Annotated in this window: 16 protein-coding genes; 6 read left to right on the forward strand and 10 right to left on the reverse strand. The window is 38.0% G+C overall.

Annotation, left to right across the window (positions count from 1 at the left end):
* Nucleotides 1-24 precede the first annotated feature (24 nt).
* On the forward strand, nucleotides 25-294 hold the full coding sequence (locus tag ACN6MT_RS00215) for a DUF3949 domain-containing protein (protein ID WP_034674361.1): 270 nt from the start codon (nucleotides 25-27) through the stop codon (nucleotides 292-294).
* A 66-nt stretch (nucleotides 295-360) separates the two neighbouring features.
* On the opposite strand, the gene ACN6MT_RS00220 is transcribed toward ACN6MT_RS00215, so the two are convergent.
* A complete protein-coding gene (locus ACN6MT_RS00220) occupies nucleotides 361-768 on the reverse strand; it encodes an NUDIX hydrolase (protein WP_034674358.1) in 408 nt (135 codons plus the stop codon).
* Nucleotides 769-866: 98 nt separating this feature from the next.
* On the opposite strand from ACN6MT_RS00220, the gene ACN6MT_RS00225 reads away from it, so the two are divergent.
* The 4 genes from ACN6MT_RS00225 (at nucleotide 867) to ACN6MT_RS00240 (ending at nucleotide 3,885) form a co-directional block, all read left to right on the forward strand.
* Nucleotides 867-1,016 carry a hypothetical protein gene (locus ACN6MT_RS00225; protein ID WP_419954323.1) on the forward strand — a complete coding sequence of 50 codons (150 nt, stop codon included), beginning with the start codon at nucleotides 867-869 and terminating at the stop codon, nucleotides 1,014-1,016.
* Nucleotides 1,017-1,220: 204 nt separating this feature from the next.
* Nucleotides 1,221-2,474 (forward strand): dicarboxylate/amino acid:cation symporter, encoded by a 1,254-nt coding sequence (locus tag ACN6MT_RS00230; protein WP_419954324.1) that lies wholly within the window; start codon nucleotides 1,221-1,223, stop codon nucleotides 2,472-2,474.
* A gap of 226 nt (nucleotides 2,475-2,700) precedes the next feature.
* Nucleotides 2,701-3,324 (forward strand): chromate transporter, encoded by a 624-nt coding sequence (locus tag ACN6MT_RS00235; RefSeq protein WP_419954325.1) that lies wholly within the window; start codon nucleotides 2,701-2,703, stop codon nucleotides 3,322-3,324.
* A gap of 18 nt (nucleotides 3,325-3,342) precedes the next feature.
* On the forward strand, nucleotides 3,343-3,885 hold the full coding sequence (locus ACN6MT_RS00240; protein WP_419954326.1) for a chromate transporter: 543 nt from the start codon (nucleotides 3,343-3,345) through the stop codon (nucleotides 3,883-3,885).
* A 27-nt stretch (nucleotides 3,886-3,912) separates the two neighbouring features.
* Here ACN6MT_RS00240 and ACN6MT_RS00245 read toward each other — a convergent pair whose 3' ends face one another.
* From ACN6MT_RS00245 to ACN6MT_RS00275, 7 genes are all read right to left on the reverse strand, one after another.
* The gene (locus tag ACN6MT_RS00245) at nucleotides 3,913-4,626 is read right to left on the reverse strand and encodes a response regulator (protein ID WP_419954327.1); all 714 of its coding nucleotides are present in this window, start codon (nucleotides 4,624-4,626) and stop codon (nucleotides 3,913-3,915) included.
* Complete coding sequence (gene dcuS / locus ACN6MT_RS00250) at nucleotides 4,619-6,151, reverse strand: DcuS/MalK family sensor histidine kinase (protein WP_419956353.1); 1,533 nt, start codon at nucleotides 6,149-6,151, stop codon at nucleotides 4,619-4,621. Before dcuS ends, ACN6MT_RS00245 begins: the two co-directional genes overlap by 8 nt.
* A 536-nt stretch (nucleotides 6,152-6,687) precedes the next feature.
* Nucleotides 6,688-7,215, reverse strand: a complete 528-nt coding sequence (locus ACN6MT_RS00255; protein ID WP_419954328.1) for a DUF3231 family protein — start codon at nucleotides 7,213-7,215, stop codon at nucleotides 6,688-6,690.
* A gap of 90 nt (nucleotides 7,216-7,305) precedes the next feature.
* Nucleotides 7,306-7,926: an FMN-binding negative transcriptional regulator gene (locus tag ACN6MT_RS00260; RefSeq protein WP_419954329.1), complete on the reverse strand. Its 621-nt coding sequence runs from the start codon at nucleotides 7,924-7,926 to the stop codon at nucleotides 7,306-7,308.
* Nucleotides 7,927-8,066: 140 nt separating this feature from the next.
* A complete protein-coding gene (locus tag ACN6MT_RS00265) occupies nucleotides 8,067-8,999 on the reverse strand; it encodes a LytR family transcriptional regulator (RefSeq protein ID WP_419954330.1) in 933 nt (310 codons plus the stop codon).
* Nucleotides 9,000-9,395: 396 nt separating this feature from the next.
* Nucleotides 9,396-9,524, reverse strand: coding sequence for a hypothetical protein (locus ACN6MT_RS00270; RefSeq protein WP_419954331.1), 129 nt, complete (start codon nucleotides 9,522-9,524; stop codon nucleotides 9,396-9,398).
* A 406-nt stretch (nucleotides 9,525-9,930) separates the two neighbouring features.
* Nucleotides 9,931-10,641: a CAP domain-containing protein gene (locus ACN6MT_RS00275; protein ID WP_419954332.1), complete on the reverse strand. Its 711-nt coding sequence runs from the start codon at nucleotides 10,639-10,641 to the stop codon at nucleotides 9,931-9,933.
* A gap of 393 nt (nucleotides 10,642-11,034) precedes the next feature.
* On the opposite strand from ACN6MT_RS00275, the gene ACN6MT_RS00280 reads away from it, so the two are divergent.
* Nucleotides 11,035-11,895 (forward strand): AraC family transcriptional regulator, encoded by an 861-nt coding sequence (locus ACN6MT_RS00280; RefSeq protein WP_419954333.1) that lies wholly within the window; start codon nucleotides 11,035-11,037, stop codon nucleotides 11,893-11,895.
* Between the two features lie 98 nt (nucleotides 11,896-11,993).
* Here ACN6MT_RS00280 and tdh read toward each other — a convergent pair whose 3' ends face one another.
* Nucleotides 11,994-13,031, reverse strand: coding sequence for an L-threonine 3-dehydrogenase (gene tdh, locus ACN6MT_RS00285; RefSeq protein ID WP_419954334.1), 1,038 nt, complete (start codon nucleotides 13,029-13,031; stop codon nucleotides 11,994-11,996).
* Between the two features lie 66 nt (nucleotides 13,032-13,097).
* Nucleotides 13,098-13,607, reverse strand: a complete 510-nt coding sequence (locus ACN6MT_RS00290) for a PPC domain-containing DNA-binding protein (RefSeq protein WP_419954335.1) — start codon at nucleotides 13,605-13,607, stop codon at nucleotides 13,098-13,100.
* Nucleotides 13,608-13,665 lie beyond the last annotated feature (58 nt).

Genomic DNA, 13,665 nt, shown 5'->3' on the forward strand with positions numbered 1-13,665 from the left:
GAAATTTATTAGGGGGAAGTTTAGATGAGCGAAGTGTTATTAATCATTGTGGGCGGATACATTCTATTATCTTTGATTTTAATCCCTTTTCAATACCGTTATGTAGAGCAAATGGAAAAAATGCGGAAAGCGAACGAGAAGAAGGGTATTAGCCAAGGTGAAATGATGGAAAATATGAAATTTGAAGAACAAGTATTACATGCTAATGTACAGGGAAGTATGATTTTCTTCCTTGCGAATATTTTAGCCACGATTGTCTATAAAATGAAACATCGTCAAAAAATAGATCGATAAATTTCTTCTCAAACAAAAGCGGCACCAAGAAAAGTTGCCGCTTTTGTTATATGTATTTTCTTGTGACTAAAAACCAACATAAAAAGGATGCATATTTTCATCTAAACAATATTCAATTCGTTGCCTAAAGTTATTCCAGGTGACCATTTCTAATGCTTCTTCTAGTTTGTAAAAACCTACTTCTAGACTCTCTGGACTGGTTGTTAATTCCCCGCCAACAGGCTTCCCCAAAAACAATGTGTTACAAATCGACCCATCTATATTTTGAAAGATTCCGCAAAACTTAAGCACCTCAATGTCGATCCCTGATTCTTCTTTTGTTTCCCTGACGACGGCGTCCATTAAGGATTCCCCTTCTTCCACCTGACCCCCAGGCATTTCCCAGCCTCTCCGTGGTCCTTTGATTAATAAAATTTCATTCTTCTCATTTACTACAATTGCAGCCGCTGAAACAATATGTTTTGGTACTGCCATCTTTTCTCACCCTCTCTGGCTCTATAAATACAATCTAATCAATAACGTTGAATTTGTCATTTACTTTTCAACCATACTATTACATGGAGGTGTAAATAATGCCAAAAAACAATCCAATTGAATTTACAGGAAAGGTTCTAAATCAAAGGAATCAACTAACGGGTCCCGATGCTGCGGGTAAGGCGGGTTATCCAGAACGCCCGAAGAATGTTACGATTCAGGATCCCACAAGTAAAAAGGACCAATAATTTTTCAGATGGGCTGCCAATAAGGCAGCTTTTTTTATAACAGAAATCTCCAAGCAAAAACAAGTAACTCTGTTACTGCTTATTTTAATTACAAAACAATTTAAAAAGTATTATAAACTATTTTAGTTGTTCACAAAATTGTAATATATTGATAATTCAATAAAATGATATCGTTTTCAAAAACTATGAATAGGAGGCATGTAGATGAAAATTAATTTTAAGAGTCTCACCACACAGGTAATTCTGGGAATTCTTCTTGGTATATCAGTCGGGTTTGTTTTTCCTGAGATTGGCTCACAACTAAAGGTGATTGCAGATATTTTTATTAAACTAGTAAAAATGGTGATTGCTCCAATTATTTTCCTTACCATTGTTATTGGAATTGCAGGTATGGGAGATTTAAAGAAAGTTGGAAAAATCGGTGGGAAGGCGTTGCTCTATTTTGAAATTGTATCTACCATCGCTTTAGCCATCGGAATTATTGTCGCCAATATTATCAAGGCCGGAAAAGGGATTGACGCAGAGGCAGGCAAAGGCGATATCTCCCAATACACAGAAAAGGCAGCCGAAACAAGTCACGGGTTTATGGATTTTGTCGTATCCATCATTCCTGACAGCTTTATCGGTGCTTTTGCAAATGGGGAATTATTACCGGTACTTCTATTAGCGATCTTGTTCGGGGCTTCTTTAGCACACTTAGGCAAAAATGGAAAACCTGTTTTAGAGTTTTTTGAAAAAACAGCTGAGGTATTCTTTGGAATTGTTAATATCATTATGAAAGTTTCTCCATTTGCCGCATTTGGTGCTATGGCTTACACGATTGGAGAATTTGGAGTTGAATCACTATTCTACCTTGGCAAATTAATGGGCTCCGTTTATATAACAATGGCCTTATTTATTGTTTTTGTTCTTGGAGGTATTGCTAAATTATTTGGTTTCAGTATCTTCAAATTCATTGCCTTTATTAAAGAAGAAATCCTTTTGGTTGTCGGAACTTCTTCCTCAGAAGCCGCTCTGCCAAAAATGATGGAAAAGCTTGAAAAATACGGCTGTTCAAAGCCCGTTGTCGGGTTAGTACTCCCAACAGGATATTCCTTCAACCTTGATGGAACTTCCATTTATCTCTCGATGGCTGCATTATTTATCGCTCAGGCCTACGGAGTCGACCTTAGTATTTGGCAGCAAATCACACTCCTTACCATCCTAATGTTGACATCAAAAGGAGCGGCAGGTGTCACAGGTTCTGGTTTCGTAACACTTGCAGCCACTCTAGCTGTTTTCCCTTCTATACCTGTAGAAGGAATGGCACTTATCCTTGGAGTTGACCGTTTCATGTCCGAAGCACGCGCCATCACAAACCTAATCGGAAACGGAGTAGCAACCGTCGTCATCTCCAAAACAGAAGGCGAATTCAAACCACTCCAAGAGATCTCCAACAAAAAACAAATCACAGCCTAAACCTAAAAAATGTGAGCCGCCCGGCTCACATTTTCTTATTCCCCTCACTGTCCGCCTGAGGTGGACAGTGTCCACGAGTGGTGCCTGTCACCATATTAACCAAATTACTATCACCAAATTACATTTGTTGCCATTTACCCATCTTCTTTCTTTTGGTACCTTTATATATGGTGCAATATACATAGAAAGCACGCTTTTTTTAGTTTTTGTGGAGAGAAGGATTTTTATGACTGTTGAATGGAAGTTGGTAGTTCAGATTTTTTGGACGTTTTTTAAGATTAGCCCTGTTACGTTTGGCGGGGGATTTGCGATGATTCCCTTAATCATAAAAGAGATTGTAGAAAAGAGAAAATGGTTAACAACAGAAGAGATTACGGATGTCATTGCCTTATCTCAAACAGTTCCAGGTGCGGTGGCCGTGAATTCAGCAACCTTTATCGGGCATAAAATTGGCGGGATTAGAGGAGCTTTTGCCGCTATGATTGGCGTTTCGCTTCCAACCTTTTTAATTGTACTCTCTTTAGGCATCTCCTATTTTTACATCGATGATAACCCAAAGCTAGAAGCAGCCTTTGTATCCATCCGCGTTACGATTGTAGCGATCATTGTGTATGCCGCTATTAAAATAGCAAAAACAGCTATATTTGATAAGACCACATTCTTTATAATGGCCGCTGGTGTACCAGCATTGTTTTTTATCCATCCCATTGTTGCCATCCTTCTTGGAGCTATTACGGGATACATCATTGTTTCCATTAAGACGAAATTAGGCTATATGATTGAAATGAAGAATAGTAAAGAAGAAGACCCAGCTAATGACCCTGAATATTACATGGGTGCGGGTATTTAGAATAAGGTGGTGAACGGAATGGTGTTGCTGCAGCTTTTTCAAACCTTTTTTATAATGGGATTTGTCTCATTTGGCGGTGGTTATGCGATGATTCCTATTATTGAATCAGCGATAACAAAATATGGATGGATGTCTTCTGAACAGTTGACGAATATTATTGCAATTGCCGGAATGTCTCCAGGACCTATTGCTGCCAATAGTGCCATTCTTATTGGATATACAGCAGCAGGCATAAGGGGTGCGTTTGTATCTACTTTCGCTATTTTACTTCCTTCGTTAATCTTGGTAATTTGTGTTGCCGGTTTTTTTGTAAGGCTGCACCATAACCCAGTGGTTGAGAAAATGTTTTATGGCTTAAAACCTTTAGTAACGAGTTTAATTATCTTTGCTGGGATTAAATTTGCATTAGCCAATAACCTAGTTTCCATCAATCTATCCTTCCGTTCGATTAGCTTAGTCATCATCTTTGGACTATCCCTATTTGCTTTATTAAAACTCCGTTGGAATCCAGTGTATGTTTTACTACTTTCAGGTTTGGTTGGTGTAACCCTCTATTCCTAATAAAAAAAGTGGCGATTGCCACTTTTTTTATAGATACATAGATACTTGATTTAATTTGTCCTTTTTCAATGTGTAAAAATAAACCGGTCTGCCAATTCCGTAGGTTAACGACTCTTCAAGAATTCCTATCTGGGTTAGATATTTCAAATATTTTCGTACAGATACTCTGGAAATATATGTACTTTCTGCAATATCGTCCGTTGAAAAAAGGGTTCCGTCCTTTGATTTAATCACATTAATAATATTCTGCAGCGTACTAGGAGTTAATCCTTTAGGCAAAGTCTGTGTTAATTCCCCAGACGGCCTCTTTTCACCATGAAGAATTCTTTCATCTAAATCTTCCTGCTTAAGTACTTGTTTTTCTTCAAATATGGCAGATTTATTTTTATATTTCTCCATTGCCTGACTAAACCGCTCAAACTCAAATGGTTTGATTAAATAATCTGCCACTCCAAGCCTTAAGGCTTTTTGAACTTTTTCTGTATCTGCTGCCGCTGTGATGAGAATGACATCGACCGCTATCTTACTCTCCCTGATAGATTGAAGCAGTTCGAGCCCATTCATACCGGGCATATAGACATCAAGTAAAAGGAGGTCAACCTGTTCTTTTTCTAGAAACTCTTGGGCGTCCTTCACGTTATGAACAATGCCAGCTAAACTAAATCCACTTATCTCTTTAAGATAGCGTTTGTTAAATTCGGCTACCATTGGATCATCTTCGACTATCAGAACCTTAATCATGATTTTCCCCCTTAACCTCATATGGAATGGTTATATGAATCTCTGTTCCAAGCAGCGATTTAGAATCAATGGTCATTTCTCCGCCTAAGTTTTCAATGCTTTTTGTCACGAGATAAAGGCCATAACCACGATTTTCCCCTTTTGTGGAATACCCTTTTTCAAGTACGTTCCTTTGAATCTCATTAGGAATTCCGGGTCCTGAATCCATTACCTCCATTGTTAAAAACTTTCCCGAATACTGTAGGGTAACATCTAGTGTTTTATCGATAGAATCTGCCATAGCCTCTATCGCATTATCTATTAAATTACCAAGAATGGTGATTAGCTCATGGGTCATTTTAGGGATCGCCGGCTCTGGGATGACCGAAAGAACTTCAATGTTAAACTCCACACGTTCTTCCCTCGCATAACTTAATTTCCCCATAAGAAAACCAGCTAATGCAGGGTCTTTAATAGTTTGTGCCATGTTTCCAAGCTCTTGGTTGTGGTGGCCGACTATCGCTCGAATATAATCAGATAATTCATCGTAACATTTCATTTGCACCATCCCTAGAATTACATGCAGACGATTCATAAATTCATGGGACTGGGCACGGAGTGCTTCCGCATAGGTTTTTACACCCGTTAATTGCTCGGCCAATTGATTAACATCGGTCTTATCCCTGAAGGTTGATATGGCCCCAACCACCTCGCCATTTACAATAAGTGGAACTCGATTCACTAGAATGGAAACTCCGTTAATAATTTGTTCCTCATCCAGTTCAGGTTTTCCCTTTTCCAAAACTTGATCTAGTCTGGTTGACTGCAGAAACTCATGGACCTTCATTCCAACTGGGTCCTTCGAAAGCCCCGCCTTTTTAAAAATTTGTCTTGCTGATCGATTAACTAGTGTAATGGTTTGTTCATTATCAACCGCAATGATCCCCTCATGTACAGATTGAAGCATGGTACTCCGTTCCACAAAAATTTGGGCGATCGCAAAAGGCTCAAGACCAAATAGGATTCTTTTAATATACCTCGCTAGTAAAACAGCACCAATGATACCTACAAGTAAACCTAATATGGTAACCGTAAGAATACTCCGATGGCTTTTCCCTAGAGCGGCTTCTACACTTTCCAATGCAATCCCGACTGCAGCCACACCAATCTGCTCACCAATCACATTGTAGATGGGTGTAAAGGCTCTTAAGGATTTACCTAAGGTCCCATTGGAGCTTGACACATACTCTCTCCCTTTGAGTGCTTCCTTTTCATCCCCGCCTACAAAATGCTTCCCGATTTGATTTGGATTCGGGTGCGACTTGCGTATCCCATTCATATCCATAACCACTATAAACATCATATCGGTAGCAGCTTGAATGTCTTTCGTATAATCCTGAATCTCATTTGTCTTGCGTCCGTCCTCCAACGCTTCGATAACAATATGCGAGGTTGCAATAGACCTTGAAACCATCCTCGCCTTCTCTTCCTGATGTTTTTGTATATTTTCACTTACCGTATTACTAATCAATAAATCTGTAATCATTAATGATACAAGTACCACTAAACAAACGAAGAAAATGATGACCGTGCTTAATTTAAACCTGAAACGCTGAGTATGCACATCATAACCCCCACTTTCAACTCTATCTATTATTTTATCAATATTTACATTAGTAGGGAAAAGTTAAATTATTTTGCTAGCAATGACGGTACTGCTTAAGCCTTTTTACTTTAAATAAAAGGCTGTGTTATATAATGCTGTTGATTGGCGCTCCAGAAAAAAGTCTAAGTAAAATAAGCGGAGAATTTCCGGATAAATGCAGAACGGAGCCTTTTTGGGAATGGCTAAGCGGAGGGTTTCCGGTTATGTAAAGCAAAACCTCTCATTTTTTAAATTTTCAAGCCAATAGGCAGAATCTCTCCGTTTATTTGGGCTCTTTTTACTGAAAATTATTAATTTAGCGGAATACCTCCGTCTATTTTTAAATTCTTAAAATTAATAAAATCAACAATAACCATTAACACAGCCAAATATAAAAGCCGCAGATACATTCTGCGACTTAAAAATACGTTAACAATCTATGCTTTGTAATAAGGAGGAATACGAAGCCACTCATGGCGATCTAAATACTGTTTTACAGTTAAACCAGCTGCTGTTTTCCTCAGCATAATTTTTGAAAAAATTAAACCAACATCGGCCCGAATTGATTCAGTAAGCCCTTTTGAAGCATAATTTACCCCCATGGCAAGATTATAGGACATTAAATTAGCTAATTCTTCATCATTTAATCTAGCACCCTCGGGTATAGCCTTAAAATCACCAACCGGTTTTTCAGGTGTCGTTTGAGGAAAGGGGACCCCTTCTTTCATAAGAAACTCTTTAAGCTCATCTCTAATCGGAATATGAACGGTTTCCTTTATATCTTTTAACAGTTGTTTTAATTCCGGATCTTGAGCAGTATTGATGCCGATTTCTTCATTACGCATGGTCGTTTCAGTACCTAATAGAAAAAACCATAGATTTGAAACCTCCATCACATTTAAAGGTCTCTTTTCGCCATCCATAAAGGGTTGAAAAATATCTTGGATTAGTTCAAATACTTTCATAGTAGAAAATCCCACCAAACTGTATTTTTTATGATGGTAGCTTTTCCATTTATTAGTTAAATTATGCTAAGCGAAAAACAGAACACACGGTCAACCCTTACTATTTTTAATATTTCTCTTCATCAGTTGTGCGATATGTATATCATTTTGATCTGTACTTTTTTCTAATTCCTTAATAATTAGTTCTTGCCTTGCTGTTGGATGATTTTGACTTAATTTGGCTTTCCCTTCAATCTTTTTAATATTGATCTTAAAACCGACAATCCCCTTACTCATGCCCATAATAAAATTTTCATCAACATTCTCTAATTGATAGGAACTATCTGGTTTTTCATATTTATCTACCATGTCTACCAATGATTCGAATAATTCCTTCTCATCCTCGACAATCTCCAACTCTCCATAAACGTGAACAGCAACATAATTCCAAGTTGGTACAGCTTGGTTGGTCTCATACCAGGATGGTGAAATATAGCAATGAGGGCCTTGAAAAATAACAAGAACATTCTGACCCACACTATCACTCCACTGCTGGTTCTGCCTGGAAAAATGGCCATATAAAAAACCTTCTTCTTTATTCAAAAGAAGTGGCAGATGAGTGGCGTAAGGTTCACCGTTATGCTGCGAAAACAAAGTTGCAAAGCTATTTTTTTCAATAATGTCATAGATGACTTCAGCATTACTAATAGTAAAGTGTTTTGGTATATACATATCTTTCATCTCCATTTAAAAAGTATTTAAACTATTTCTATTTCGGATAATAAAAACCTTCTTTTGGAGAGTTAACTATTATGGATAGAACTATAAAAGGACTGGGGATGATATCGCCAGTCCTTTTATTGCTTATAAAATCAGCTATCACTATTCATTTCTAATTGGGATTTCAATTCATCCTGTATGCGCCGTTGTTCTGCAATTGTCACAATTCCATAATAGATATTATCAATCAATTTTCCGTCTGATTGAATGGTCAGCTGCTCAATATTTTTTCCAGCACCTTTATAATTCTTTTGAATGTTAACCATTTCCTTAAAGGTTAGATTCGTTTTGACATTACTGCCAATTGCTTGAAAGAGATCTGGTGCTTTGGATAAGCTTGAAATGCTTGCACCCTCTTTGATTACGGCTTGAATCACCTGGCGTTGGCGTTCCTGACGGCCAAAGTCTCCATTCGGATCATCGTATCGCATTCGGATAAAAGCTAGTGCCTCCTCACCATTCAGATGAATCTGACCAACGGGAAATTTAATTTTTTCTACATTAAAAGCAAGATCATTCTCGACATCAATTCCGCCCACGGTATCAACGATATCCTTAAAGCCTTCCATATTAATTTTCACGTAATAATCGATGGGAATATCAAGGAAGTGCTCCACCGTATCTACCGCCATAGGAACACCGCCAAAGGCGTAGGCGTGGTTGATTTTATCTTCTTTCCCCCTACCGACAATCTCTGTCATTGTATCCCTTGGGATACTCAGCATTTTGACAGAATTATTGTTTGGGTTCACTGATAACACAATCATCGTATCAGAACGTCCACTATCCCCTTCACGCTCATCAACACCAAGCATTAAAACAGAAAACGGTTCTTTCTTTTTTAATGCTTCAGGCTGCTTCTCTTTACTTTGTTGGTCTTCGAGCGGTTCATGCATAGTTGCTACTGCTTTATTAAAAGAATTATAGACTGTAAATCCGTAAAGGCCGCCAGCAATCAGCATAATAAATAATAACAAACCTATTATATTTCGCCATTTGAGCCTTCTTCTTTTTTTCCTTCTCATTTCATGGTCTCCTAATCAAAATCAGCATTTTAATGATAGGTTACCAGAGGGTTGTTTCAAAGGAATTACAGGGACATGTCGATTTATTGTTATTTACTTTACGTATTTCGACATTTAATTATGAAAAGAAATTAAATGGATTTATATAATGAGATTTCCCCATAATTATTCAAAGATTTAAGTCGATTATTGGAAAAATAAATTTTAAGGTTTTGTTTGTTTGTAGATAAATAGGAAATAGTAAAGATGCTAATCGACAAAAAATTTTCTAGGAAATAAGTGAAAATACTATGTTAGATAGGCAGAACGATATTTTAATTAAACGATTATTTAAAAATACTTTCGCATATTTTGTCTAATATATTCTCTGAGAAAACAAACCCATCCGTCTATTTTCTACTTTTCGCCTTCATCAACTTTGTAATCATGCGGAGCACAATCCACACAGTAAAATTCACCATTTACCCATTCACCCGAAATATCCTCTGCATACTGCATACATTTCGAGCACAAATAATAGCGCATAATTAAACTCCTATTCTTTAATATTCTGTTTCTTGGATTTAGATCCTCTTCCTATTGCACAAACGGTGTCCCCTTAAGGATAATACTCCGGGGGTATTAATATTATTCGGAAATGGCTTCCCTACTATCATAAGCCTAATTCCTTTCAGCTCATATTGGGATAATATTTAGTGACTTATAGACTGTTACTCTTTTCCACAACTAGATGTAAAGAGGAAACTATGCGATTCGGTTCAGGACTAAAGGATGGAAATTAAATCAAAAGTTGGGATAATTTTTGCAATTGTGGAAATAAACCTCCTGTCTTACAAATAAAGGAAGCCTATTGAGTTCAACTAACACAAAAAAGGCCTGAGGGAAGTTAATCCCCAAGCCATTCAATTATAAACTCTTTTCAGTAAGCGACTTATTTACCAATAAACTCCTGCGTCCAATAATTTCCTTGTGGGACATAACCAACACCAATATAGTTGAAGTTCGGACTAAGGATGTTTTTTCGGTGTCCTTCACTATTCATCCACCCTTTGACCACTTCTTCAGGAGTGCGCTGCCCCATGGCAATATTCTCACCGGCATAACGATACGAAATACCGTACTGTTTCATCATGTCAAATGGAGAACCGTATGTTGGGCTTGTATGGCTAAAGTAGCCATTTGCAGACATATCACGTGACTTTTCATGGGCCATTTTGCTAAGTGTTAAATCAACTTTAAGCGCAGGTAAACCATTTTTGGCACGTTCTTGATTGGTAAGGTCCACCACCTTTTGCTCATAAGCACTTAATGCGCTTGTAGTTTGTGTTGTTGCAGCAGGTTGTGTTTCTGTCACAGGCTGTTGCTGCTCAGGTTGTGGAGCCGTTGTCCGAGAAGGCTGCTTTGTTGGTGCTGGCTGTTGTGGTTGTGCCTGGACTGGCTGCTTTTCAGGCATTGTGAAACCAATACCAGCAAGATATTTTTCTATTATGCTATTAATCTTATTTATATTTTTTCCTTGGTACACATAGACCTTTTCCTGCACTACAGGTGTATTCATAGCAGCTTCTGCTTTATTTAATGTTGGATTGGCCATCACCACTGCAGCTGCAGCCGCCATCGTTAAAAGGACCTTTTTATTCATAGTCAAAAACCCTCCTAGATTCATTTGCCGTTTTTCACACGTTCATCGTATCATACGATTTTTGTAATATTTCAGGAAGGATTTTACAACCGAAAACTCTAATAATATATTATTTATACCCTTTTATACTCTTTATCCTTGTAGTACAAGCTTTTAAAGATACTTATTAACCATCTTGACACTTACATTTTTAGGAAGCACTACCAATAAGTAATACATAAAGGAAGATTGACAATGTTTGAATAGCAAAGAATTTTTAACAAATATTGCAATAACTTATCATTACTAACGAATTTATTAAAAGGTGATTAGACGACATCTGTTAAAATAGAGCAGAAAATGACAGGTTTTTGAATGGAGCAGTTGTTACTATTTACATAATGAGTGAGACATATGGGATGGGTAGAATCATTACAGAACGCAATAGATTATATGGAGAATCATTTACTTGATGATATTACAATCGAAAGGATAGCGAAGCAAGCGAATGTGTCAGAGTTCCACTTTCAGCGTATTTTTTCAGTATTAACAGATATCACAGTCGGTGAATATCTTCGTCGCAGGCGTCTAACACTGGCAGCACAAGAGCTTTCTTCGACTGAAAGCAAAATTATTGATGTCGCCCTAAAATATGGCTACGACACTCCTGAATCTTTTTCAAAAGCTTTCCGCAAGCAGCATGGTATCACACCCAGTCAAGCTCGTAATTTTACAGGAAAGCTGAAATCTTATAACCGCCTGACCATTCAGGTGAATTTGAAAGGAGCAGAACCAATGAATTACAAAATTGTAGAAAAAGAGCGTTTTAAGGTTGTCGGTGTAAAGCGGGAGTTTTCCTGTGAGAATGGAGAGAACTTAGCGGGGATTCCTAAAATGTGGGATGATGTCCATGTTGATGGTACTAACGACTTATTGTTTGATTTGAATAATGGTCAGATTGAAGGTGTCCTTGGGGTATGTGTCGATAAACGAAATTCTGGCTCTCCATTAATGGATTACTGGATTGGCACCGACCATACAGGTGAGACACCAGAGGGTCTTATGGAACTTGAGATACCCGCTTCTAAGTGGGGAGTATTTGAAGTCCACGGCCCTATGCCGGATGCTATGCAAAATACTTGGAAACAAATCATCTCGGAATGGTTTCCATCCAGTCATTATCAGCATGCAGGGACACCAGACCTGGAAGTCTATTCAAATGAAAATCCGTCCAGTCCGGATTATTATTCTGAGATTTGGATTCCTCTTAAATAAACGGCACTTACAAAGTAGAGCCCTGATAACAACTCATTATCAGGGCTCTTCTATTCCTTTTCATCTTTACGCACATCAATTTATCTCACAAAATCTCGTTATGGCTTAAGAAGAACTTTCAATGCCTTGCCTGATTTTATTAAATCAAATCCCTTTTCAAATTCCTCAAGAGGCAATACATCACTGATACATTCCCTAACATCCAGTCCAGCATCCAAAAGTCCCTGCATAATATTCCATGTTCGATAGAGTTCTCTGCCGGAAATACCAAGCATATTTACTCCACTGTAGAATATATCCTCAAAGTTCAGACCAATTGCACCGGAAGGCAGACCGGCAACAACAATAGATCCACCTTTTCTGATGTATTTTGTTTGGTCGATTATTGCATGCTTACTTCCAGAAAACTCAAGGATAACTTCAGGCCCTAAACCATCTGTCGCATTTCTAACATTCGTGATGGTATCCTCTTTAAGGGGATTCACAGCAACACTTGCCCCCATCTTTATAGCGGTATCCAAACGATATTCATTGGTTTCAACAGCGATTATTTTTCCCGCACCCATTTTTCGTGCCACTGCAACAGCCATAAGACCGATTGGACCACACCCAACTACGGCAACTGTTTTTCCGGCAAGTTCACACTTTGATGCGGCATGGACTGCAACACCTAATGGCTCTAGAATTGCATTAACTTCCTCAGGAAGATTCGAATCACAAACAATCGCGTTTTCATCTGGTATCACGACATATTCAGCAAAAGCTCCATCAAAATGCAAACCTATACAAGTGGTGTTAAGACACACATTTGCAAGTCCAGCTTTACACATAGCGCAATGACCACAGATAACATGACTTTCTGCAGATACAAGCTTACCAATTCTCGTAGGATCTACACTATTTCCTACATTAATAATTTCACCACAGAATTCATGACCAATGATTACTGGAGGATTTAACCTTGCTGCAGCAAATGGATCCCAATCTTTAATATGTACATCGGTACCACAAATTGCAGCCAAATGTACCTTGATAAGCACTTCACCAGGACCTGGCTGAGGTATAGGCCTTTCACATAATTCAAGATTGTTCGGACCCGGCTTCGTTTTTACAACGCATTTCATTGTACCGCTCACAAACTCCCTCTTTTCCAATTTTATTGACTAAAATCTAGATTCTCATAGAGTTAAAATATCCTTTATTTATTGGATGTCACCTTTGTTATGGAAATTGAACAACCTAAATCCGGTTGATTCATCAAATTCTCTAATAGGTTGAGCCTCATCTACTACATAGATGGTATATTCAATTGTGATGGCAACAGTATTGGTGCCTTCTAAAAAATGTCCGCCATTTATCGTTTTACGGTGGTCTATAAAGACCCCATGAAAATGAATATCCAATTCACCTTTTTCATCATGACCAATAACGCCATGTCCTGATAGCAATTCAACAGGTGTATTCCAATGTATAGGATGAGAATAAAACATCTGATCATCTTCATAATTTAATTGAATGATAGACACATGAGACAAAGAACCAATACAGTTCATCGTACCTGCGGTTACTTGATGCTCTTGGCAAACTTTCTTTATCCCTTTAATTAAGTCCTCACCTGGTGCTAAGCACCCAATAATAGTGCCTCTTTTTTTATCATACACAGACTGAGAACGGCGGTTTACCATCATAACACCTCCGGTTTGATTACCCAATTGCTGCACCTCCACATGTTTTTTGAATTCCCATTAAATTCCATACAGGATCCTATGA

This window comes from Neobacillus niacini (assembly GCF_048572935.1).
Taxonomy (GTDB): Bacteria; Bacillota; Bacilli; order Bacillales; family Cytobacillaceae; genus Neobacillus; species Neobacillus niacini.

What these genes read in the sequence shown, in the direction of transcription:
- ACN6MT_RS00215 (WP_034674361.1), top strand. Translation starts at nt 25, where the DNA reads ATGAGCGAAGTGTTATTAATCATTGTGGGCGGATACATTCTATTATCT.
- ACN6MT_RS00220 (WP_034674358.1), bottom strand. Translation starts at nt 768, where the DNA reads ATGGCAGTACCAAAACATATTGTTTCAGCGGCTGCAATTGTAGTAAAT.
- ACN6MT_RS00225 (WP_419954323.1), top strand. Translation starts at nt 867, where the DNA reads ATGCCAAAAAACAATCCAATTGAATTTACAGGAAAGGTTCTAAATCAA.
- ACN6MT_RS00230 (WP_419954324.1), top strand. Translation starts at nt 1,221, where the DNA reads ATGAAAATTAATTTTAAGAGTCTCACCACACAGGTAATTCTGGGAATT.
- ACN6MT_RS00235 (WP_419954325.1), top strand. Translation starts at nt 2,701, where the DNA reads ATGACTGTTGAATGGAAGTTGGTAGTTCAGATTTTTTGGACGTTTTTT.
- ACN6MT_RS00240 (WP_419954326.1), top strand. Translation starts at nt 3,343, where the DNA reads ATGGTGTTGCTGCAGCTTTTTCAAACCTTTTTTATAATGGGATTTGTC.
- ACN6MT_RS00245 (WP_419954327.1), bottom strand. Translation starts at nt 4,626, where the DNA reads ATGATTAAGGTTCTGATAGTCGAAGATGATCCAATGGTAGCCGAATTT.
- dcuS (WP_419956353.1), bottom strand. Translation starts at nt 6,151, where the DNA reads ATGATTACAGATTTATTGATTAGTAATACGGTAAGTGAAAATATACAA.
- ACN6MT_RS00255 (WP_419954328.1), bottom strand. Translation starts at nt 7,215, where the DNA reads ATGAAAGTATTTGAACTAATCCAAGATATTTTTCAACCCTTTATGGAT.
- ACN6MT_RS00260 (WP_419954329.1), bottom strand. Translation starts at nt 7,926, where the DNA reads ATGTATATACCAAAACACTTTACTATTAGTAATGCTGAAGTCATCTAT.
- ACN6MT_RS00265 (WP_419954330.1), bottom strand. Translation starts at nt 8,999, where the DNA reads ATGAGAAGGAAAAAAAGAAGAAGGCTCAAATGGCGAAATATAATAGGT.
- ACN6MT_RS00270 (WP_419954331.1), bottom strand. Translation starts at nt 9,524, where the DNA reads ATGCGCTATTATTTGTGCTCGAAATGTATGCAGTATGCAGAGGATATT.
- ACN6MT_RS00275 (WP_419954332.1), bottom strand. Translation starts at nt 10,641, where the DNA reads ATGAATAAAAAGGTCCTTTTAACGATGGCGGCTGCAGCTGCAGTGGTG.
- ACN6MT_RS00280 (WP_419954333.1), top strand. Translation starts at nt 11,035, where the DNA reads ATGGGATGGGTAGAATCATTACAGAACGCAATAGATTATATGGAGAAT.